At 71.3% G+C, this 19,383-nt stretch carries 28 protein-coding genes; 11 read left to right on the top strand and 17 right to left on the bottom strand.

Annotated features, from left to right (window positions below; genetic code table 11):
• The coding region (locus DEJ35_RS17375) for a hypothetical protein (RefSeq protein WP_375342446.1) at nt 1-352 on the bottom strand (352 nt) is incomplete at its 3' end.
• Nucleotides 353-463: 111 nt separating this feature from the next.
• On the opposite strand from DEJ35_RS17375, the gene DEJ35_RS14665 reads away from it, so the two are divergent.
• Nucleotides 464-895, top strand: coding sequence for a GNAT family N-acetyltransferase (locus DEJ35_RS14665; RefSeq protein ID WP_111124104.1), 432 nt, complete (start codon nt 464-466; stop codon nt 893-895).
• A 16-nt stretch (nt 896-911) separates the two neighbouring features.
• Here DEJ35_RS14665 and DEJ35_RS14660 read toward each other — a convergent pair whose 3' ends face one another.
• A complete protein-coding gene (locus DEJ35_RS14660; RefSeq protein ID WP_110862457.1) occupies nt 912-1,439 on the bottom strand; it encodes an Lrp/AsnC family transcriptional regulator in 528 nt (175 codons plus the stop codon).
• Nucleotides 1,440-1,448: 9 nt separating this feature from the next.
• Nucleotides 1,449-2,015: a TetR/AcrR family transcriptional regulator gene (locus DEJ35_RS17670; RefSeq protein WP_111090264.1), complete on the bottom strand. Its 567-nt coding sequence runs from the start codon at nt 2,013-2,015 to the stop codon at nt 1,449-1,451.
• Nucleotides 2,016-2,125: 110 nt separating this feature from the next.
• Between DEJ35_RS17670 and DEJ35_RS14650 the strand changes: the two genes are divergently transcribed.
• On the top strand, nt 2,126-3,601 hold the full coding sequence (locus DEJ35_RS14650) for an MFS transporter (RefSeq protein ID WP_110862459.1): 1,476 nt from the start codon (nt 2,126-2,128) through the stop codon (nt 3,599-3,601).
• Nucleotides 3,602-3,776: 175 nt separating this feature from the next.
• Nucleotides 3,777-4,226, top strand: coding sequence for a phage holin family protein (locus DEJ35_RS14645; RefSeq protein ID WP_111193024.1), 450 nt, complete (start codon nt 3,777-3,779; stop codon nt 4,224-4,226).
• A gap of 48 nt (nt 4,227-4,274) precedes the next feature.
• Here the strand turns inward: DEJ35_RS14645 and DEJ35_RS14640 are convergent, their stop codons facing one another.
• Complete coding sequence (locus DEJ35_RS14640; protein WP_111193023.1) at nt 4,275-4,781, bottom strand: hypothetical protein; 507 nt, start codon at nt 4,779-4,781, stop codon at nt 4,275-4,277.
• 39 nt (nt 4,782-4,820) lie between these two features.
• Nucleotides 4,821-5,210 carry a DUF5997 family protein gene (locus DEJ35_RS14635; RefSeq protein WP_017888549.1) on the bottom strand — a complete coding sequence of 130 codons (390 nt, stop codon included), beginning with the start codon at nt 5,208-5,210 and terminating at the stop codon, nt 4,821-4,823.
• Nucleotides 5,211-5,243: 33 nt separating this feature from the next.
• Here DEJ35_RS14635 and DEJ35_RS14630 point away from each other — a divergent pair, with 33 nt between their 5' ends.
• Complete coding sequence (locus tag DEJ35_RS14630; RefSeq protein WP_181435593.1) at nt 5,244-6,059, top strand: LysR family transcriptional regulator substrate-binding protein; 816 nt, start codon at nt 5,244-5,246, stop codon at nt 6,057-6,059.
• Nucleotides 6,056-6,526, top strand: a complete 471-nt coding sequence (locus tag DEJ35_RS14625; protein ID WP_111193021.1) for a GNAT family N-acetyltransferase — start codon at nt 6,056-6,058, stop codon at nt 6,524-6,526. Before DEJ35_RS14630 ends, DEJ35_RS14625 begins: the two co-directional genes overlap by 4 nt.
• Before the next feature lie 153 nt (nt 6,527-6,679).
• On the opposite strand, the gene DEJ35_RS14620 is transcribed toward DEJ35_RS14625, so the two are convergent.
• The 5 genes from DEJ35_RS14620 to DEJ35_RS14600 all read right to left on the bottom strand — a co-directional run bounded on the left by DEJ35_RS14620 (nt 6,680) and on the right by DEJ35_RS14600 (nt 10,690).
• On the bottom strand, nt 6,680-7,360 hold the full coding sequence (locus DEJ35_RS14620) for a DJ-1/PfpI family protein (RefSeq protein ID WP_110862464.1): 681 nt from the start codon (nt 7,358-7,360) through the stop codon (nt 6,680-6,682).
• Nucleotides 7,361-7,411: 51 nt separating this feature from the next.
• Nucleotides 7,412-8,032: a DNA-3-methyladenine glycosylase I gene (locus DEJ35_RS14615; RefSeq protein ID WP_110862465.1), complete on the bottom strand. Its 621-nt coding sequence runs from the start codon at nt 8,030-8,032 to the stop codon at nt 7,412-7,414.
• A gap of 37 nt (nt 8,033-8,069) precedes the next feature.
• A complete protein-coding gene (locus DEJ35_RS14610; RefSeq protein ID WP_110862466.1) occupies nt 8,070-8,486 on the bottom strand; it encodes a VOC family protein in 417 nt (138 codons plus the stop codon).
• Between the two features lie 175 nt (nt 8,487-8,661).
• Nucleotides 8,662-8,997: a hypothetical protein gene (locus DEJ35_RS14605; RefSeq protein WP_110862468.1), complete on the bottom strand. Its 336-nt coding sequence runs from the start codon at nt 8,995-8,997 to the stop codon at nt 8,662-8,664.
• 22 nt (nt 8,998-9,019) lie between these two features.
• The gene (locus tag DEJ35_RS14600) at nt 9,020-10,690 is read right to left on the bottom strand and encodes a sodium:solute symporter family protein (protein ID WP_071405106.1); all 1,671 of its coding nucleotides are present in this window, start codon (nt 10,688-10,690) and stop codon (nt 9,020-9,022) included.
• Between the two features lie 142 nt (nt 10,691-10,832).
• Between DEJ35_RS14600 and aroQ the strand changes: the two genes are divergently transcribed.
• Nucleotides 10,833-11,276, top strand: a complete 444-nt coding sequence (gene aroQ / locus DEJ35_RS14595; protein ID WP_027466301.1) for a type II 3-dehydroquinate dehydratase — start codon at nt 10,833-10,835, stop codon at nt 11,274-11,276.
• An 81-nt stretch (nt 11,277-11,357) separates the two neighbouring features.
• On the opposite strand, the gene DEJ35_RS14590 is transcribed toward aroQ, so the two are convergent.
• Complete coding sequence (locus DEJ35_RS14590; RefSeq protein WP_111193020.1) at nt 11,358-12,254, bottom strand: NADP-dependent oxidoreductase; 897 nt, start codon at nt 12,252-12,254, stop codon at nt 11,358-11,360.
• 29 nt (nt 12,255-12,283) lie between these two features.
• Complete coding sequence (locus DEJ35_RS14585) at nt 12,284-13,162, bottom strand: NmrA/HSCARG family protein (protein WP_111193019.1); 879 nt, start codon at nt 13,160-13,162, stop codon at nt 12,284-12,286.
• A 70-nt stretch (nt 13,163-13,232) separates the two neighbouring features.
• Here DEJ35_RS14585 and DEJ35_RS14580 point away from each other — a divergent pair, with 70 nt between their 5' ends.
• Entirely contained in the window at nt 13,233-13,697 is a 465-nt protein-coding gene (locus DEJ35_RS14580) for a MarR family winged helix-turn-helix transcriptional regulator (protein WP_181435592.1), read from the top strand.
• Here the strand turns inward: DEJ35_RS14580 and DEJ35_RS14575 are convergent.
• Nucleotides 13,694-14,752 (bottom strand): LLM class flavin-dependent oxidoreductase, encoded by a 1,059-nt coding sequence (locus DEJ35_RS14575; RefSeq protein WP_111193018.1) that lies wholly within the window; start codon nt 14,750-14,752, stop codon nt 13,694-13,696. The genes DEJ35_RS14580 and DEJ35_RS14575 overlap by 4 nt on opposite strands.
• Before the next feature lie 89 nt (nt 14,753-14,841).
• Here DEJ35_RS14575 and DEJ35_RS14570 point away from each other — a divergent pair, with 89 nt between their 5' ends.
• Genes DEJ35_RS14570 through DEJ35_RS14560 form a run of 3 tightly spaced genes read left to right on the top strand, consistent with a single transcriptional unit; the run spans nt 14,842 to nt 16,218 of the window.
• The gene (locus tag DEJ35_RS14570) at nt 14,842-15,354 is read left to right on the top strand and encodes a MarR family winged helix-turn-helix transcriptional regulator (protein WP_110862472.1); all 513 of its coding nucleotides are present in this window, start codon (nt 14,842-14,844) and stop codon (nt 15,352-15,354) included.
• Between the two features lie 46 nt (nt 15,355-15,400).
• Nucleotides 15,401-15,769 carry a DoxX family protein gene (locus DEJ35_RS14565; protein ID WP_111193017.1) on the top strand — a complete coding sequence of 123 codons (369 nt, stop codon included), beginning with the start codon at nt 15,401-15,403 and terminating at the stop codon, nt 15,767-15,769.
• Nucleotides 15,766-16,218, top strand: coding sequence for an MmcQ/YjbR family DNA-binding protein (locus tag DEJ35_RS14560; RefSeq protein WP_258369973.1), 453 nt, complete (start codon nt 15,766-15,768; stop codon nt 16,216-16,218). Before DEJ35_RS14565 ends, DEJ35_RS14560 begins: the two co-directional genes overlap by 4 nt.
• 12 nt (nt 16,219-16,230) lie before the next feature.
• Here the strand turns inward: DEJ35_RS14560 and DEJ35_RS14555 are convergent, their stop codons facing one another.
• Complete coding sequence (locus DEJ35_RS14555; protein WP_111193028.1) at nt 16,231-16,827, bottom strand: NAD(P)H-dependent oxidoreductase; 597 nt, start codon at nt 16,825-16,827, stop codon at nt 16,231-16,233.
• 88 nt (nt 16,828-16,915) lie between these two features.
• On the opposite strand from DEJ35_RS14555, the gene DEJ35_RS14550 reads away from it, so the two are divergent.
• Nucleotides 16,916-17,383: an MSMEG_6728 family protein gene (locus DEJ35_RS14550; protein ID WP_110862474.1), complete on the top strand. Its 468-nt coding sequence runs from the start codon at nt 16,916-16,918 to the stop codon at nt 17,381-17,383.
• 3 nt (nt 17,384-17,386) lie between these two features.
• On the opposite strand, the gene DEJ35_RS14545 is transcribed toward DEJ35_RS14550, so the two are convergent.
• The 3 genes from DEJ35_RS14545 to DEJ35_RS14535 all read right to left on the bottom strand — a co-directional run bounded on the left by DEJ35_RS14545 (nt 17,387) and on the right by DEJ35_RS14535 (nt 19,381).
• The gene (locus DEJ35_RS14545) at nt 17,387-17,677 is read right to left on the bottom strand and encodes a hypothetical protein (RefSeq protein WP_110862475.1); all 291 of its coding nucleotides are present in this window, start codon (nt 17,675-17,677) and stop codon (nt 17,387-17,389) included.
• A gap of 218 nt (nt 17,678-17,895) precedes the next feature.
• Complete coding sequence (locus DEJ35_RS14540; protein ID WP_146238609.1) at nt 17,896-18,162, bottom strand: hypothetical protein; 267 nt, start codon at nt 18,160-18,162, stop codon at nt 17,896-17,898.
• Between the two features lie 79 nt (nt 18,163-18,241).
• Nucleotides 18,242-19,381, bottom strand: a complete 1,140-nt coding sequence (locus tag DEJ35_RS14535) for a cysteine desulfurase family protein (RefSeq protein WP_111193016.1) — start codon at nt 19,379-19,381, stop codon at nt 18,242-18,244.
• Nucleotides 19,382-19,383 lie beyond the last annotated feature (2 nt).

Below are 19,383 nucleotides of genomic sequence, written 5' to 3'. Positions count from 1 at the left end.
GGGCAGTTGCGGGCGCTGCGGGGACCGGAGCAGGTGCGGGCACGGGGATCGGAGCGGGCGCAGCAGGTGCCGGTGCAGCAGGTGCGGGTGCGACGGCCTTGCGGACGGGATCGGTCACGCCGCCGACGACCTTGCCGACCTCGCCGGCGACGCCCTGCGCGGTGCCACCGATGCCGTCGACGACGCTGCCGACGAGGCCGCGCTGCTCGGTCGGTGTGGCCGAGGTCGTCGCGGCGGAGGCCGGTCGTGCGCCGAGCAACAGGGACAGCAGCACGAGGGCGGCGAGGGTCCCGACGCCCAGCAGGACGAGGCGGAGTGCGGCGCGCCAGGGTGCGCGCAACGGGTGGTCCATGCGCTCACCTCCTGATCTCGGCTGCGCACGTAGAGTGGTTGACCGGCAATGTACGCCGATCCGGTCCGGAACACACCCTGTTTCGGAAGAAATTCTCAGGAAGGGCCGTCCGTGGTCTCGATCTTCAACGCTCCGACCCGCAACCTGGACATCGTCACGCTGCACGAGATCCTGCGGCTCCGCCAGGACGTCTTCGTCGTCGAGCAGGAGGCCGCGTACGGCGACATCGACGGCCGTGACCTCGAGCCGGGCACCGTGCAGTTCTGGGCCGGCAACGGTTCGGTGGACGCGACGCTCCGCCTGCTCCGCGAGCCCGACGGCACCGAACGCATCGGCCGGGTCGCCACCGCGAAGCACGCCCGCGGCCAGGGACTCGCCGCGCAGCTCATGGAGGCCGCGATCGCCGAGTCCCGCTCGCCGAGCATCGCCCTCGGCGCGCAGTCGCACCTTGAGCAGTGGTACGGCCGCTTCGGCTTCGTGCGCTCGGGGGACGAGTACCTGGAGGACCGCATCCCGCACATCCCGATGACCCGGAAGCGCTGACCCGGGGTTCCGCGCGTCAGGCCCGCCAGCGCCGCAGCTCGTCGAACGAGCGGCCCTGGGTCGCCCGGTCGGCGACGAGGCGTTCGAACACGATGTTCGTCTGCGTCGTCGCCACCGAGGGGTCGCCGCTGAGTTCGTCGGCGACGAAGTCCCGGAGCTGCTCGGTCGACTCGCACGCGATGTGCACGAGGAAGTCCTTGTCCCCCGCCAGGAACGACACGTCCTGCACGACGGGCACCCGGAGCAGGCGCTTGGCGAAGTCCCGTAGTTCGTGGCGGGCCGCGGCGTGCACCCGGACGGACACCATCGCCTCGATCGAGAACCCGAGCCGGGCGACGTCCACCTCGGCCCGGTAGCCGCGGATCACCCCGGCGTCCTCGAGCGCACGGACCCGTGCCAGGCAGGTCGACGGCGCGATGCCGACGGCGGCCGCGAGCCGGTTGTTCGGGATTCGGGCGTCGGCCGACAGGGTCCAGAGGATGCGCTCGTCGACCTCGTCGAGGCGCGGAACGGGGTCGGGGCGACGTGCGGGACGGTCGGACACGGCTCGACGCTACCGCGGCGGTGCGAGCAGGGCGCGGAGGGCGTCCTCGAGCGCGGCCGACACGACGACGTCCTCAGCGGATGCCAGCGGTTCCACCGCGGTGGACTGACGGAGCATCGACATCCCGAGCACCACCGCCAGCGCGATCTCGGCGCGGACGAGCAGCTCCTCGGACCCCGCGCCGCCGACCGCGCCCGCGAGCCGTTCGGCGTACCGGCGCAGCGTCTCACGGCGGATGGCATCGGCGCCGTCGTCGCCGGAGGACCGGAGCAGGAGCATGAGCTGCAGGGAGTCGTCGTCGTTCGGGGCGCGCACGATGTGCGTGATGATGCCGGTCAGCGCCCGTTCGAGGCCCCGCTCGCTCGTCTCCTCGGCGCCCAGTGCGCGGACGACGCGGTCGAGGCAGGCGCGGAAGAGCCCCTCCTTCGAGCCGAAGTACCGGTTGATCAGGGCGACGTTCACCCCGGCGTCCCCGGCGATGTCGCGCACCGTCGTCCCGCGGTACCCGTCGAAGGCGAACCGACGCCGGGCGGCCTGCACGAGCAGCAGTCGGGTGGCCGCGGCGTCCTTGCTCATGGAGCGCAGCCTATCGGTCCTCACAGGGATGTAAGCAAGCGTTGACATGCTCTCCCGAACGCGTACGCTCGTCATGTCAGCAATTGTTTACATCGACGACACGGAGCACGATGACCGACACTCTGCAGAGCCCACGGACCGGCTCGCACCCCACCACCGACGGACGCCGGCCGAACAGCACGGCGATCATCGTCTACCTGTCACTCGGCGGCCTGTCCTTCGCGGTCCTGCAGTCGCTGGTCGCCCCGGCACTGTCCACCATCGGGCAGGACCTCGGCGCCTCCACCAGTGCGACGAGCTGGGTGCTCACCGCCTACCTGCTCTCCGCCTCGGTGCTCACGCCGATCCTCGGTCGCCTGGGCGACATGATCGGCAAGCGCAAGGTCCTGATCGTCGTGCTGTCGATCCTGCTCGTCGGCGCCGTGCTCGCCGCCCTCGCGCCGAACCTCGGCGTCCTGATCGTCGGGCGGGCGCTGCAGGGTGCCGCCGGAGCCGTGATGCCGCTGTCGATCGGCATCGTGCGTGACGAGCTGCCGAAGGAGAAGGTCAGCGTCACGATCGGCCTGCTGTCCGCGATCTTCGGCATCGGTGCCGGTGTCGGCATCGTCGCCGCCGGCCCCATCGTCGAGCACCTGTCCTGGCACTGGCTGTTCTGGCTCCCCGCCGTGCTCGTCGTCATCGCACTGCTCGGCGCGGTCTTCGGCATGCCGGAGTCGCCCGTGCGCAAGCCCGGCCGCCTGGACATGGTCGGCACGTTCGTCCTCGCGGTGTCGCTCGTCGCGATCCTGCTCGCCGTCAGCGAGGGCGAGACCTGGGGCTGGGGCGACGGCAAGACCATCGGCCTGCTGGTCCTCGGCGCCGTCGCACTGGTCGTGTTCGTCCTCGTCGAGCTCCGGGTCGCCGAGCCGCTCATCGACGTCCGGCTCTTCGCGGTCCGCGGGGTCTGGACCGCCCACGTCGTCGCACTCGTCTTCGGGTTCGCGATGTTCGGCACCTTCGTCCTCGTGCCGACGCTCCTGCAGCTCCCGACGGCGCTCGGCTACGGCTTCGGCAAGGACGTCACCCAGGCCGGTCTGTTCCTGCTGCCGACCGTCGTGATGATGGTCGTCGCCGGGCCCATCGCGGGCATCCTGGTGCGAAAGGTCGGCCCGAAGCCGCCGATGCTCATCGGCGGGTTCGCCATCGTCGCCGCGTTCCTGCTGCCGGCGATCGCACACGCCGAGCTGTGGCAGGTGGTGGCCTCCGGCGTCCTGACCGGCATCGGGATCGGCATGGCCCTCGCCGCCTGCTCGAACGCGATCATCGAGAGCGTCCCCGCGAACCAGACCGGTGAGGCCATCAGCGCCAACACGGTCGTCCGCACCATCGGCTCGAGCGTCGGCACCGCCGTCATCGCAGCGCTGATCACCTCGCACAGCACGCCGCAGGGGCTGCCGACGGACGACGCCTTCACGATCGGGTTCTGGGCGTGCACCGGTGTGGCGGTCGTGGCCGTGCTCGCCGCACTCGCCGCGCCGTCGATGCGCGCCCGCCGCGCAGCGGCCGCCGCACGTGGGATCGACGACCTCGAGGAGGTCAGCGAGTAGGGCCGTGGGCCCGACCACCCGGGAGGCCCGTCCGGCGTCGTCGACGCGGGGCGGGCCTCCCGTCCGTTGCACAACCTGGGAACGCACCGGGCGCACGCGAGCCAGCGTGACGATCATCGGACCAGTCGCGTCCCGTCAGGGGACGCGCACCGCCGCGCCCGGACAGGAGACCCCCATGAGCAGCACCGACCACGACGACGCCACCGCTCCCGGACGGCCGTCGTTCCGCGACACGGTGACCGCCGGTCTCGTGCAGAAGGCCCTCGAGCCGGTGCTGCGCGCCGTGCGTGACGAGGTCGCCTCGGCTCGGCGCGAGATCGGCGAGCGCGCGAGCGGTGCGAAGACCGGGCTGGTGCTCACCGGGGTGGCCGTCGCGTTCGCCGTGACGACCCTGGTCGCGCTGGCGGGCTTCGCGGTGGCGCTGCTCGCCCTGGCGCTGCCGCTGTGGGCGGCGACCGGGATCACGTTCGTCGTGTTCGCGATCGTGACCGCGATCCTGTTCGTCGTCGGCCTGCGCGGGATCCGGCGGGGTGTGCGGCCGGTGCCGAAGGACACGATCCAGGCGGCGAAGCAGCGGGTGACGCACGCGGCGGACGCCTCGACGGACAGCGCCGCGCGCGACTGACGGACCCGACGGACCGGCTGCGCGCGACTGACCGGGCAGGCGGCTCCGCTACATGGCCAGGGTCATGCCGACCACGGCGACGGTCATCGCGAAGACCTCGCCGCTGCGGACGGCCCGCCGGTCCGCACGACCCCACTCGTACCGGAGCAGCCAGCCGCTGAACGCGCAGTAGCCGATCACGCCGGCGCCGAGCACCGCGGACAGTGCGATGCCGTGCCCGGCGTGGTCGCCGGCGACCCCCGTCGCGTGCCCCATCAGCAGCATCCCCGCCATCACGACGGCGGAGAGCGCGCGGTGGACGTCCATCGGCTCCGCGCGGCGACCGTCGGGGCGGCGGCGACGCATCACGGGCAACGGCGCGAGCAGGAGCAGGAGGGTCGCGGCGAACAGGGTCCACACCGCTCCGGCGTCGACGACGGGCATGAGCATCGCGACGAGCATCACGCCCGCCGGCACGATCACGCCCGGACGCGGGCGGTAGCGGTCACCGACGATGCAGCACACGGACGCGAACTGCGGCACGACGAGCATGGCGTCGGCGACGGTCTCGTGCACGTGGGGTGTCCTCGGTGCGGCGGAGGAGAGCGGGTGGGGTCAGTCCTCGGCGCGGGCAGCGGCCTTGGCGGCGCGCTCCTGCTTCACGCGGGCGTTCTCGGCGTGCACGGCGGCCTGCGTCGCACGTTCGCGGACGAGCCACTCGGGCTTCTGCTCGAGCAGCGTCTTGATGTCCGCCGTCGTCAGCGCGTCGTCGATCCCCGCACGGCTCAGGCCGGAGATGGAGATGCCGAGCTTCTGCGCCACAACGGGTCGCGGGTGCGGGCCGTCGCGGCGGAGGTCCTCGAGCCAGGTCGGGGGTTCGGTCCGGAGCTCGTCGAAGGCGGTCCGCGTGAGGGGAGCGCTCTGGAAGGACTCCGGAGCGGCCGTCAGCAAGATGCCGAGCTTCTTCGCAGCCGTCTCGGGCTTCATGGTCTGTTCCTGCGCCATGAGGACAAGGGTACGGCCCCTATGCTCGTCTGCATGACCGCGGCTCTCACCATCGCCTTCGTGCCGGGGGTCTCCCCCGCAAAGTGGGCCCGTGTCTGGCGGGAACGCTTCCCCTCCATCGAGCTCCGGCTGCGGCCGATCGGTGCCGACGACGTCGACGACACGCTGGCCGGCGAGGCCGACATGGTCTTCGCACGCATGCCCGTGTCCGAGCAGCACAACGCCATCCCGCTCTGGACCGAGACGGCCGTCGTCGCGATGCCCAAGGACTCCCCCCTCGCCGAACTCGCCGAGGTCGACCTCGCCGACGCCGAGGTCCACGTGATCGACGCCGGCCCGGTGCCTGTCGACATCGACGGATCGCTCGACCTGGTCGAGGCGAACGTCGGCGTCGTCGTGCTCCCCCAGTCACTGTTCCGCGCCGCCAGCCGCAAGGACCTGGTGGGCCGTCCGCTCATGAACGCCGAGGGCACGCGCATCGCGCTGGTCTGGCGGGACGAGGACGCCACCGAGACCACCGAGGAGTTCATCGGCGTGGTGCGCGGGCGGACCGCCAACAGTTCGCGCCAGCCGGGATGCACGGATCGCGACGACGACGACGGCTCGCGTCCGGCTCGTGGCGGTGCCAAGGCCGGGTCGGCTGCCAAGGGTGGGTCCAGTGAATCGGGTGCGTCGGGGGCGTCGGGCTCCAGGGGCGGCTCCGCCGGCGCCGGCGGCAAGGCCAAGGCCAAATCGCCCGGCAGCGGCAAGTCCGGCAGCGGCAAGAAGTCGAACACCGGCAAGGGGCCCACGCCCGGTCGCGGCAAGATGCGCGGCAAGCCGAGCCGGGGTTCCAAGGGCAACCGATGACGGACACGCGGCTGGTCGTGATGCCGGCCACACGTCTGCCGGCCTGGCTCGAGAGCACGATGGCCGAGTACGTCGAGTCACGGATGCAGGCGGGCGAGACCCGCGAGCAGGCCGAGGCGAACAAGCAGCAGTCACTCGACCGCTGGTTCCCGGGCGGCTCCCCCGCTGACGGACACCTGGTGTGGGACGTCACCGATCAGGACGACACCGTCATCGGGTACCTGTGGATCGGACCGCTCACGCCGGGAAGCACCGACTGGTGGGTGTTCAACGTCGAGATCGACGAGGCGCACCGGCGCCGCGGACACGCCCGTCGGGCGCTCGAACTCGGGCACCGTGCCGCCGCCGAGAACGGTGCGACAAGCATCGGGCTGAACGTGTTCGGCTACAACACGGGGGCGCAGGAGCTCTACGCGGCGCTCGGGTACCAGGTGACGTCGGCGCAGATGCGCAAAGCCCTGATCTAGCGCAGGACGGCGGCTCGGGTCACCGCCCGGTCACAACACCCCGCGTGCATGGCCCCGAGCGGTCACGAAGTGTCGACTGGCCGCGCCCGGAACGACGCGTCGTGACCACTCGGCGGAGCCCAGCGGGGATTCGTGACCGTGCGCAGGTCCGCATCAGTGCAGGACCGCTGCGGCTGCGCGGGTCACCCTCGCGCCGCGCGCTTCCTCGGCTGCTGCGCGGGCCCGGGTGACGACGGCGGCGTCGGCACGCTCGGCGGATCCGTGGTCGAACGGCGGTTGCGGGTCGTACTCGATCTGCAACTGGATCGCCTCGGCCGCGGGCCGTCCGGCGAGCTCAGCCGCGAGCCACAGCGCCATGTCGATGCCCGCACTCACCCCGGCGGCGGTGACGACGGCGCCGTCCCGGGCGACCCGGACGTCCACCGGCTGCGCGCCGAAGGCTTCGAGCATCGGCTTCGAGGCCCAGTGGGTCGTCGCGCGTCTGCCGGCGAGCAGCCCGGCGGCGCCGAGCACGAAGGCGCCGGTACACACCGAGGTGATCCACGTCGCGTCCCGGGCCTGGCGCCGGACGAAGGCCACGACCGTGGGGTCCAGCATCGCGTCGAAGGCACCGTCGCCGCCGGGCACCACCAGAACGTCCGCAGCGCTCGCGTCGGTGATCGTCACGGTCGGGACGAGTGACAAGCCGCAGTCGCTCGGCACCGGGTCGAGCGTCGCCGCCACGTACTCCACGCGTGAGCCGGGCACGCGGCTGAGGACCTGCGCCGGACCGGTCAGGTCGAGCTGGGTCAGGTGCGGGAACAGCAGGAACGCGATCCGGATCTCATCGGCCATGCCGCGACCATAGTCCCGGCCCGCGCACCCCGCCCCTGCCGCTTCCTTCCGTCAGCTCCAGACCCCGGAGGTGCCGCGCCGGTGGCTGCCCATCAGGTGGGTGTCGACGATGCCGAGCGCTTCCATCAGGGCGTACATCGTCGTCGGTCCGACGAAGGCGTAGCCGCGCTTTCGCAGCGCCTTCGACAGGGCGAGGGATTCGTCCGACTTCGTCGGGACCTCGGCGGACGACCGCGGCTCGGGCGTGGACGCCGGCCGGAACGACCACACGAAGTCGGCGAGCCCGCCGTCCTGCCGCAGCGCGATCGTGGCGTTCGCGTTGGTGATCGTCGCGAGGATCTTCGCGCGGTTCCGGACGATCCCGGCGTCGGCCATCAGCCGTGCGACGTCGTCCTCGCCGAAGGCCGCGACGGTGTCGGCGTCGAAGTCGGCGAAGGCTGCACGGAACGCCGGTCGTTTCGCGAGGATCGTGCGCCACGACAGACCCGACTGGAACGCCTCGAGCGAGAGCCGCTCGAACACCCCGCGTTCGTCGCGGACGGGCATGCCCCACTCGGTGTCGTAGTACTCGCGCAGGAGCTCGTCCGACGACGCCCAGACCGGCCGGGCGAGGCCGTCGTCGCCGGTGACGAGGTCGGGCACGGGCGGGGCGTCGACGGGCTCGGTGCTCATGCGACCATCCTGGCGGGCGCCGCCGACAGCGCCTGGCTCACTCGGCGGGCGGGCCGTCCTGCGTCGCCTGCTCGTCCATCCACACGTACTCCCAGCGGTGTCCGTCCGGGTCGGTGAAGCTCCGCTGGTACATGAAGCCGAGGTCCATCTCCGGGCGGTCCTCGGTGCCGCCGGCGGCCACCGCGGCGTCGACGACGCGGTGCACTTCTTCCTTCGACGGGGCACTGAGCGAGTTGATGACCTCGATCGTGTCGGCGTCGGCGATCCGCTTGTCGGTGAACTCCGCGAACTTCGCGGTGGTCAGGATCATCACGTAGATGGCGTCACTCACCACCACGCACGCCGCGGTGTCGTCGCTGAAGGCCGGGTTGATCGAGTAGCCGAGCGCCTCGTAGAACGCCTTCGAGCGTTCGAGGTCGGCAACGGGCAGGTTGATGAAAACCATCGTGTCCATGGCGGTTCCTTTCGTCACGTTCAACCTGGACCCACCTGGATCAGCACGCAACCGTTTCGTGGGGGAACCAACCGGTCGAGGTGTCCACCCGCCCAGGCTGGAAACGACGAAGTCGCTGTCGTCCGACAGCGACTTCGTCGTTCCACGTCAGGCCGGGACGCCCGACCCGGGCGCCTCAGGCCAGTTCGCGCCCTTCGCCCGCGGCACGCTGGTCCGCCTCGGCTTCGGCCTGGCCGATGATGTCCTCGGCGGGCACCGGGTTCAGGCGGTCCCAGAGGAAGAACAGGCCACCGCCGACGAGCAGCGAGATCCCGACCCACAGGTTGATGTGGATCCCGCCGGTCTTCTCGGGGTCGGTGTTCCAGTGCACGATCCCGACGATGGTCGTGATCACGCCGTAGAGCACGAACAGGCCGCCGAGGATGCGGCGCAGGTCGAGTCGGCGGGTGGAGCGGACCAGGGCAGCCTTCTGCTCCTCGGTCATCGCGCCGGGGGTGGTGGTGTCACTCATGAGAAGTGGTCTCCTTCGCGGATCAGAGGAACGGGAGGTACAGGACGACGCAGAGCACGAGCGCGACGGTGCCGAGCAGGGCGGGCGAGCGGTACCAGGCGGTGTCCGTCGCGACCGAGTCGCCGTGCAGGTCGATCTTGCCGACTCCGTAGACGAGCCCGCCGAGCTCCTTCTCGTCCTTCGGCTTGGTCAGCATCGAGACGACGAAGCCGACGACGAGCACGGTGACGAACGAGATGATCGCGCCGTACAGGGTCTCAGCGGTGGCGGTGGCGAACAGGTCCGGGTTGACCAGGTAGGCGATCCAGGTGATCGTCGGGGTCACGATGCCGAGCACGTAGCCCCACAGCGCACCCTGCGTCGTCATGCGCTTCCAGAGCAGGCCGAGGATGAACACGGCGAACAGAGGTGCGTTGAAGAACGAGAACAGCGTCTGCATGTACGTCATGATGTTCGACGCCTGGGCCGCGATGAACGCGGTTGCGATGCCGACCACGACGCCGACCACGGTGACCCAGCGACCGGTCTTCAGGTAGTGCAGGTCTGGCATGTTCGGGCGGATGTAGCGCTGCCAGATGTCGTAGGTGAAGACGGTGTTGAACGACGAGACGTTCGCCGCCATGCCGGCCATGAAGGACGCCAGCAGACCGGTCACCGCGATGCCGAGCACGCCGGTCGGCAGGTACATCTGGATGAGCTTCGGGATCGCGTCGTTGTAGGTCAGCGTTCCGTCTGCGAACTGGTTGCCCACGACGGCCGCGGCGATGAGGCCGGGGATCACGACGATGGCCGGGATGAAGAGCTTCGGGATCGCGGCGATGAGCGGGGTGCGCCGGGCCGCCGACATGTTCTTCGCCGAGAACGCGCGCTGCACCTCGGTGAAGTTCGTGGTCCAGTAGCCGAATCCGAGCACGAAGCCCAGGCCGAGCACGATGGCGAGCCAGTTGGCGCCGATCGGGTTGGTGACGTCACCGAAGCCGGTGCCGGCCCAGGCCTGCAGGTGCTGCACACCCTGGGTCTCGGTGATGGCCTTCGACAGGCCGTCCCAACCGCCGACGCGGTGCAGACCGACGATCGTCAGCGGGATGAGGCCCGCGATGATCACGAAGAACTGCATGACCTCGTTGTAGATCGCGCTCGAGAGCCCGCCGAGGGTGATGTAGACGAGCACGAAGCCGGCGGAGACGATGATCGCGAGCCACTCCGGCCAGCCGAGCATGGCCTCGATGACGATGGCCATCGCGTAGAGGTTGATGCCCGCGATGAGCACGTTCGACACCGCGAACGCGATCGCGTTCACCAGGTGCGGCGCCTTGCCGAAGCGGCGCAGCATGAACTCCGGCACGGAGCGGACCTTCGAGCCGTAGTAGAACGGCATCATCACGAGGCCGAGGAACACCATCGCGGGCACGGCGCCGACGAGGTAGTAGTGCAGGGTGGCCATGCCGATCTGGGCACCGTTGGCCGCCATGCCGAGGATCTCGGTGGCACCGAGGTTCGCGGACACGAACGCCAGGCCCGTGATCCACGCCGGCATCGAGCGGCCGGACAGGAAGAAGTCCATGCTCGTCCGGACCTGCTTGCGGGCGGTGAACCCGATCCCGATGACGACCGCGAAGTACACGATGATCATCAGGTAGTCGACCCAGCCCAAGTCGAGCCGGATCCCTTCGTTCGCTGCAGCGAGAACCATTCACATCTCCACGTCAGTGTGTTGCAGTCGACAACTCTGCCGACCCGGACGGAGACGTTACACCGGTTTGTGACCGTTCACATAGCCAGCACATGCATCGTCCGAGCCGCGCAACGCTCCCCCGGTTCGCTACGCTCGGCCCATGACCGACGCGTCGCGCATCCTCGTCCTCAACGGCCCGAACCTCGACATCCTCGGGCGCCGCGACCCGGAGCAGTACGGCACCGTGACGCTCGCCGAGATCGAGGCGATCGTGCACACCGAGGCAGCCGTGCACGGGCTCGAGGCCGACTTCCGCCAGACGAACCGCGAGGGCGAGCTCGTCGAGTGGCTGCACGAAGCGCTCGACGACTTCGCCGCGGTCGTCATCAACCCCGCCGCCTACGCGCACACCTCGGTCGCGCTGCACGACGCGGTGGAGGCCCTGTGGGTCCCCGTCGTCGAGGTGCACCTGTCGAACACGTGGAAGCGCGAGCCGTTCCGCCACGTCGACCACGTCGCCACCGCCGCGACGGCGGTCATCGCCGGCGCGGGCGCCGACGGCTACCGCCTGGCGGTCGCGCACGTCGCGTCCCTGCTCGGCTGAGCAACAGGCGGACGGGAGGCCCGTGGCGGACCCGCCACGGGCCTCCCGTCCGACACCCGACGCGTCCCGGACCGCCTTCGCCTACGGGATGACGACGAGCTTGCCGACGGTGTGCCCGCGTTCCGCGGCCGTGTGCGCGGCCCGCGCCTCGTCGAGCCGGTACCGGCGCTCGACGTGCAGGGAGAAGCCCGGCAGGGCTGCGGCCTCGACGAAGCCGTCGCGCGGATCGGTGGTGCGGTTCGCGCCCGTCGAGACGCGCGCGCCGAGCCCGGGGGCGGTGAAGTCGGAGATCGAGATCACCTGCCGGGGATCGCCGACGAGCGCGACGAGGTCACGGATGACCCCGGCGCCGGAGAGGTCCAGCGCGCCGTCGATCCCGCTCGGCGCCACCGCGCGCACCCGCTCGACCAGTCCGGGACCGTACGTGACCGGGACCGCTCCGAGGTCCTCGAGGTACGCGTGGTTCCGCTCGCTCGCCGTCCCGACCACCTGCAGCCCGCGAGCCCGGGCCAGCTGCACGAGCGCCGAACCGACGCCACCTGACGCGCCGCTGAGCAGGAGCGTGCCGTGCTCGAGGCCGATCTCGGTGAGGAGCCGGTTCGCCGTCTCGACCGCGACGCCCCATCCGCCGGCGTCGGCGGCGTCCACTCCGGCGGGGACCAGCGCCCACCGGGTCAGCACGGCCTGCTGGGCGAGCGTGTCCCGTCCGGTGCCGAAGACGGTGTCGCCCGGCACGACGTCGGTCACGTCGGTGCCGACCTCGACGACGGTCCCGGCCGCGTCGAACCCCGTGCCGGACGGTGCGGTGAGCGCTGCACCCGCCGCCATCGCCCCGGAGCGGATCTTGGTGTCCAGCTGGTTGATGCCGGCACCGGCGACGTCGATGACGACCTCGGCGGGCCCGGGGCGAGGCACGTCGACGTCCACGACCTCGAGGACGTCCGGTGACCCGTACGCGGTGAACTGCACTGCCTGCATGGTGTCTCCCTGGTGCTTCGTCGGCGGCGTCAGCGGGCGGGCGTGAAGTGGACGGCCTGCAGCCACCGGTCGAGCGTCCAGGTGTCCGGCGCGATGCGGCGGACCTGGTCGAGGTCGGCCTGGTAGGCGGGCGTCTCGGCGAACCACCGGAACATGGCCTGCATGTCGTCCTGCCCGTCCATCACGGCCAGGGGCAGCGCCTCGTACCGTGCGGGCATGCCGGTGTGCTCGGCGAAGGCCGCGGCGATCTCGCTGCCGGTACGGGCGTCGCCTGCGATCTCGATCGTGGCCGGGACGGCGTCCGGATCGAGCAGTGCCGTGGCGGCCACGGCGCCGACGTCGCGCGCCGCGATCATCTGGAGCACGACATCGTCGGGGAACGGCAGGCGGAGGACCAGGGTGCCGTCCTCGGTCGTCGGCGCGAACCAGCGGAAGTTGTCCATGAAGAACACCGGACGCACGATCGTGGTGACCAGCCCCAGGGCGACCAGGTGCTCCTCGACGCGGTACTTCGAGTCGAAGTGCGGCACGTGGGAGTCGCGCTCAGCACCGCCGACCGAGCTGAAGACGACGCGGGGCACGCGTGCCGCCGCAGCGGCGTCGGCCAGTGCGATGCCCTGGGCGGTCTCCCCTGCGGTGTCGGCGTCCTGCATGCCCCCGGGTGGGGTGGTCATGAACCAGAAGGCGTCGACGCCCTCGAGCGCAGCGGCGAGCGAGGCGGCATCAGCGACGTCGACACGGGCGAGCTCGACCCCGCGTTCGGCGAGCGCGGCGGCCTTCTCGGAACCGGTGTCGCGGATGAGTGCGCGCACGGTGGCGCCGCGTGCCAGCAGCGCGTCGGTGACGGCACCGCCCCGACTCCCGGTGGCGGCGAAGACGGCGATGGTGGGGGTGGATCCTGTCGTCATGGTTGACTCCTTCGTGTTCGATCGTCGGGTAGAAGCTAAGCCGACTAATGATTATTCCGGAAGGACTCGGATGGACTCCCCAGGCAGCCCCGAGCGCCCTGCGACCCCGATCAGCTCGCTGATCCCCGCGGTGGCCAAGGCACACCGGAAGCTCGCCGGCTCGTTGCTGCAGGCCGTCGGTCTCGCCGCCGGCCAGGAGTTCGTGCTGATGGAGCTGTGGAGGGAAGCCCCGCTGTCGCAGGCGGACCTGACGCGTCGGTTGTCCGTGGAGCCACCGACCACGGCGAAGGCGCTCGCGCGGCTCGAGAAGCTCGGACTCGTGGACCGCGAGCGCTCGACGGCGGACCGTCGGATCGTCCTCGTGTCACTCACCGCCGCCGGCCGCGCGCTCGAGGAGCCCGTCGCGGCCGTCTGGGACTCCCTGGAAGCGCAGACGACAGCAGGCCTGACAGCGAGCGAGCAGGACGTGCTCCGGGGCCTGCTGACCCGACTCGGCGACACCCTGTCCGCCGAGCCCTCCCCTGACCGCAGCTAGGCCGCGTCCGTCGTCTGCGTCGCCGGCATCTCGGCCAGCAGCTCCCGCACGCGCGGCACGACGGTACCGCCGTAGAGCTCGACGGAGCGCAGGCGGGCGCGAATCGACTGGGCCCCCGAGGTGTAGATCATGTCGAACCGACCGACGCCCATCGCGTGCACGGTCCGGGCGATCTTCCGGGCCACGGTCTCGGCGGACCCGATGTACATCGAGCCGGACCGTACCTCGTGGTCGAACTCGGCCCGCGTCACCGGCGGCCACCCGCGCAGCGCTCCGATCCGGTCGCGGACGACCTTGTAGTGCGGGTACCACGCCTCGAGCGCTTCCTCGTCGGTGTCGGCCACGAACCCGGGTGAGTGCATGCCGACGGGGTGGGCGGTCGTCCCGAACTCCTCCGTGGCACGGCGGTACAGGTTCAGGAACGGCAGGAAGCGCTCCGGCTGCCCGCCGATGACGGCGAGCATCAGGGGGAAGCCGTACTGGGCGGTGCGCACCACGGACTGCGGTGACCCGCCGACGCCGACCCAGGTCCGGAGCCCGTGCTCGGTCTTCGGGAACACGTCTGCGTCGACGAGCGGCGCACGGGTCGTGCCCGACCAGGTGACGGGTGTCTCGCGCAGCAACCGGGCGAACAGTTCGATCTTCTCCTCGAACAGCACCTCGTAGTCGGTCATGTCGTAGCCGAAGAGCGGGAACGACTCGGTGAAGGACCCGCGACCGAGGATCACCTCGGCCCGTCCGTTCGACAGCGCGTCCACCGTCGCGAAGCGCTGGAACACACGGACCGGGTCGTCAGAGCTCAGCACCGTGACGCCCGAGCTGAGACGGATGCGCTCGGTCGCCGTCGCCAGGCCGGCCAGGACGGTCTCGGGCGAGGAGACCGAGTACTCCGGCCGGTGGTGCTCGCCCACCGCGAAGACGTCGACGCCGAGCTGGTCCGCCAGGACCGCCTCGTCGACGAGCTGCCGGATCGACCTCGCGTGACCCATCTGGGCGCCGTGGTCATCGGTGGGGACGTCCCCGAACGTGTCGAGGCCGAAGGTGATGTCGGACATGGTGGCCCTCATTTCATTGACGCGTCAATCATGTAATTGACGCGTCAATCATCTGCGGATAGGGTCGGCTTGTCAACGATGGAGGCACCGTGCACGGAACCGACGAGCACCGACCCGGACGGCGATCACCGAACGCGGACGAACTGGCGACGTGGCGCGCCTACGTCGAGGCGTCGGAGCGCGTCCGGCGCACACTGTCGACGGCGTTCCTGGACACCTCGGGGATCTCACCCGGGGACTACTCGGTGATGCTCGCCCTGAGCGAGGCCGAGGACCGCACCCTGCGGTCGTCGGACCTGGCGACGGGGATCGGGTGGGAGCGCAGCCGCCTGTCGCACCACCTCAAACGCATGGAGGAACGCGGGCTCGTGCTCCGGGGACGGGTCGGCGGTGACGCTCGCGGCGCCGCCGTCACCCTGACCGGCACCGGGGCGAGCGTCTTCCGCAGCTCGTCCGCCGCGCACCTCCGGCTGGTCCGCCAGGTGTTCGTCGACGCGTTCACACCCGACCAGCTCGAGACCATGCGGGCACTCACGGCCACCCTGCACCACCACCTGGACCAGCGGGACGCCGACGCCGATCGCCCCGACGACCACGACTGAACCACCGCGCACCACGCTCACCACGCTCACCAACAGGAAGACCCCCATGCTCATCGCACTCTGGATCATCTCCGGCCTCCTCGCCCTCGCCTTCCTCGGCGCCGGCGTCCTGAAGCTCGTCCGCCCCCGATCGGCGCTGATCGACGGCGGGATGCCCTGGGCCGCAGACTTCTCCCCCGCCGCGATCAAGCTGATCGCGGCCCTCGAGGTCGTCGGCGCCCTGGGCCTCGTCCTGCCGCTGCTCACCTCGACCGCGCAGGTCCTCACCCCGATCGCCGCTGTCGGGCTCGCCGTGCTGATGATCGGGGCGGTCGTCGTGCACGCCCGGCGCCACGAACCCGTCGTGCCACCGCTCGTCCTGGCCGTCCTCTCCGTCGCCGCGGCCGTGCTCGGCTTCACGACGGTGGCCGGATGACGGGCGCACCGCGGACGGACTCCTCACAGGCGCACGACGGCGACGACTCAGGCCACCCCGACGACCTGGACGGCACCGCCGTGCAGGAGCACGCGATGGAGGTCGCGGCCGGTCTGCCAGCGGTGACCCACGAGCACCCCTTCGGCCCCGACTGGGAGGTCTTCAAGGTGGTCGGCAAGGTGTTCCTGCTGGTCACCGAGGTCCCGGGAGAGCCCGTCGTGGTCCTCAAGGCCGAGCCGGAGCACTCCGAGGCCCTGCGACAGGAGCGGGACACCGTCACGCCCGGCTACCACATGAACAAGGAGCACTGGATCACGCTCCACGGCGGGGCCGGCGTCACCGAGGCGTTCGTCGGCGACCTCGTCCGCAACTCGTACGAGCTCGTCGTCGAGACCCTGCCGCAGGCGCGACGGCCCGTCCGCAGCGGACGACGTCACCGACCGGACTGAGCGGACCGCGGGTCAGAAGTCCGCGGGACGGGGCACGTCGGCGGCCCCGGCGGTGGCGAAGCCCCCGCGGATGAGCGGCACGGCCCTACGGACGGCCTGGTCGATGCGGAGCTCCAGGTCCACGCTCGCGATGTCGTACCCACCCTCGCGCTTGGTGAAGTCCCGCTCGTTGCCGAAGACCCCGAGCGGCAGGGTCGTGGACTGGAAGAACCCGAACAGCGGGCGCATCTGGTGCTCGACGAGCAAGGCGTGCCGGTCGCTGCCACCGGTGGCGGTCAGGAGCACCGGGGTGTCGACGAGGTCGTACTGCCCGACCCAGTCGAAGAACAGCTTGAAGGCGCCGGAGTAGGCCGCCCGGAAGGCCGGGCTGCCGACGACGAGCACGTCCGCGGCCTCCACCGTCTCGAGGGCCCGGCGGGTGCGGTCGGACATCGTCTCGCGACCCGAGGCCGCTCCGAGGTCGGCGAGCAGCGGGCCGATCTCGATCGTCTCGGTCCGGGCGCCGTCGATCTCCTCGGCCAACCGGGCCACCGTCGCCGCGACCAGGGTCGAGGTCCGCGAGGGGTCCGATGGGCTGCCACTGACGCCGACGACCAGTTCTCCGCTCATGCGGTCGATGCTCACACGCTGCCGGGGCGGGCGGCACGTTCGTGACGACATGTGTCGGGTGCCAGTCGGTCCGGGTAGCGTCCGCGCCATGCAGACCTTCCTGCCGTACGCCGACTTCCGGGCATCCGCCGAGGTCCTCGACGACCGGCGGCTCGGCAAGCAGCGGGTCGAGACCCTGCAGGTGATGCGCGCACTGACGCTCCCCGACTACGGCTGGCAGCACCACCCGGTGACGGCGATGTGGCGCGGCTACCGCCCGGCGTTGATGGCCTACCAGGAGGCCACGTGCCGCGTCTGGGCCGAGCGCGGGTACGCCGACACGTGCCTCGAGAAGACCCTGCTCGACCTGGGCCGTGTGCCGGAGGACCTGGCGGCGTACGAGCGCGGTGACGTGCCGATCCCGCCGTGGAACGACGACGAGGCCCTGCACGTCTCGCACCGCTCGAAGCTCGTGCAGAAGGCGCCGGAGCACTACCGGGAGCTGTTCCCCGACGTGCCGGACGACCTGGACTACGTCTGGCCGGGGACCCCGGCACCGGCGACGCACACCGCCTGATCGTCAGGCGACCGGGATCCAGCGACCACCCTCGCGCCGGGTGACGACGTCGGAGCGGATCTCGACCACGTCCTGCAGCCCGTCGACCGCGACGTCGCGGACGGCCGCGGCGACACGGTCGTCCTCGGCCTCGAAGCGCACGACCGCGCACGGGACGCCACGGAGCAGGCGGACGTCCTCGGCCTCGACCACGGCGTGTTCGCGCACGAGGGCGGCCGCGGCGGGCAGGACGGCGTCCGGTGCGGTGCCGGTCGCGAGGGCACCGATCGCCAGGGTCACGCGGTACGAGGGCATGCGACGACGCTACCGGGGAACCGGAACCCGCCGTGGGCTGCAGGGGAACCGACGCCGCTCAGGGGTGCGGACGTCGACCCACGGCGGGATCGCGGTGTACGGCGGGACACGACGACAGGGGGAACGTCGCGCCCCGCGCCGGACGTCGATCAGGGGGTCGACATCCGGTCTGGGTCCACCGCGCGGCTCGGTTCAGGGGAACCGCACGGTGGTGGACCTCAAGGGTGTTCGGTGTCCTCTCGGTACCGGTCCGTCTCGGTCGGTGCGGGCATCGACCGGGGGGCGGCGGCTGGCCGGACCATCGGGAGCAGGGCACTCCCGGCGGTCGCGAGCGCTCCGACCACGGCGATGAGCCCGAGCGGGGCCGTGCCGAGGTCGTGCTGCGCTGCCAGGGCGAGCGCGACGAGGGTGGCCGGCGCCGGCAGGAGCTGCACCGCTCGGAAGCGGTCGTCCCGTCGGGTCCTGGTCATCATCGCGTTTGCCATGACGACACTCTGACGCAGATCGGTTGTCCGCAGAAGGGGGGACACGTACCCAGAGATGGAGTAGAACGTCTAGTACACCTCAGCCGAGGTCACGGACGGTCGCCACGGCGTCGGCCACCGCTCCGACGACGACCCGGACGTCGTCGGCCGTCAGCGAGGCGTCGAACGTCAGGCGCAGCGCGGTCCGGGCCACGTCCTCGGGGACCCCGAGCGCCGTGAGCACGTGCGAGGCCTCGGTGCTGCCCGCCGCGCAGGCACTGCCCGACGACGACACGACGTCGCGCTGCTCGAGCTCGAGCAGGACGGTCTCGCCGTTGACACCCGGGAAGCAGAACGACGCGTGCCCGGGCAGTCGGTGCTCCCGCGATCCGGTGACGAATGCACCGGGGACCGCGGCGAGCACGCCGTCGAGCACCGCGTCGCGCACGGTGGTCGCCGTGCCCTCCCCCGACCGCACCGTCTCCGCCGCCAGCCCGAGGGCGGTCGCCACCGCCACGGCACCGGCCACGTCCTCGGTGCCGGACCGCCGCCCCCGCTCCTGTCCCCCGCCGTGCAGCAGCGGCTCGAGCGGGACGCCGGAGCGCACGGCGAGCACGCCGGTGCCCTTCGGGGCGCCGAGCTTGTGCCCGGACAACGACAGCGCGTCGACGCCCAGGGGCCCGAGACCGATCGGCAGCCAGGGCGCGGACTGCACGGCGTCGGTGTGGAAGCGCGCCCCGACCTCGTGCGCCACCGCGGCGAGCGCCGGCACGTCCTGCACGGTGCCGATCTCGTTGTCGGCGTGCGCGATCGAGACGAGCGTGGTGTCCGAGCGAAGGGCCGCACGCAGCACCGCCGGGTCGACGCGGCCGTCCGGTCCGACGGGCAGCACGGTGACGTCGAAGTCGTGGAAGCGGGCGAGGTACGCGCAGCTCTCCAGCACCGCCTCGTGCTCGATGGCGCTCGTGACGACGTGCCGACCGCGGGGAGCGGCGAGGGCGATCCCCTTGATCGCGGTGTTCGCCCCCTCGGTGCCGCCGGTGGTGAAGACGACCTCGGCGGGCCGGCACCCGAGCACCCCGGCGACGGCGGCCCGTGCGGCGGTGAGACCCCGCGCGGCCTCGTCCCCGAACCCGTGCGTCGACGAGGGGTTGCCGAACACCCCCGTCAGGTACGGCCACATCACCTCGAGCACCTCGCGGAGGACCGGGGTGGTGGCGGCGCGGTCCAGGTAGAACACGG

It is taken from the genome of Curtobacterium sp. MCPF17_051, assembly GCF_003234595.1.
In the GTDB taxonomy this organism is placed as follows: Bacteria; Actinomycetota; Actinomycetes; order Actinomycetales; family Microbacteriaceae; genus Curtobacterium; species Curtobacterium flaccumfaciens.
Note: the sequence above shows the minus strand (reverse complement) of the source record. Positions and strands in the feature narration are given on the sequence as shown.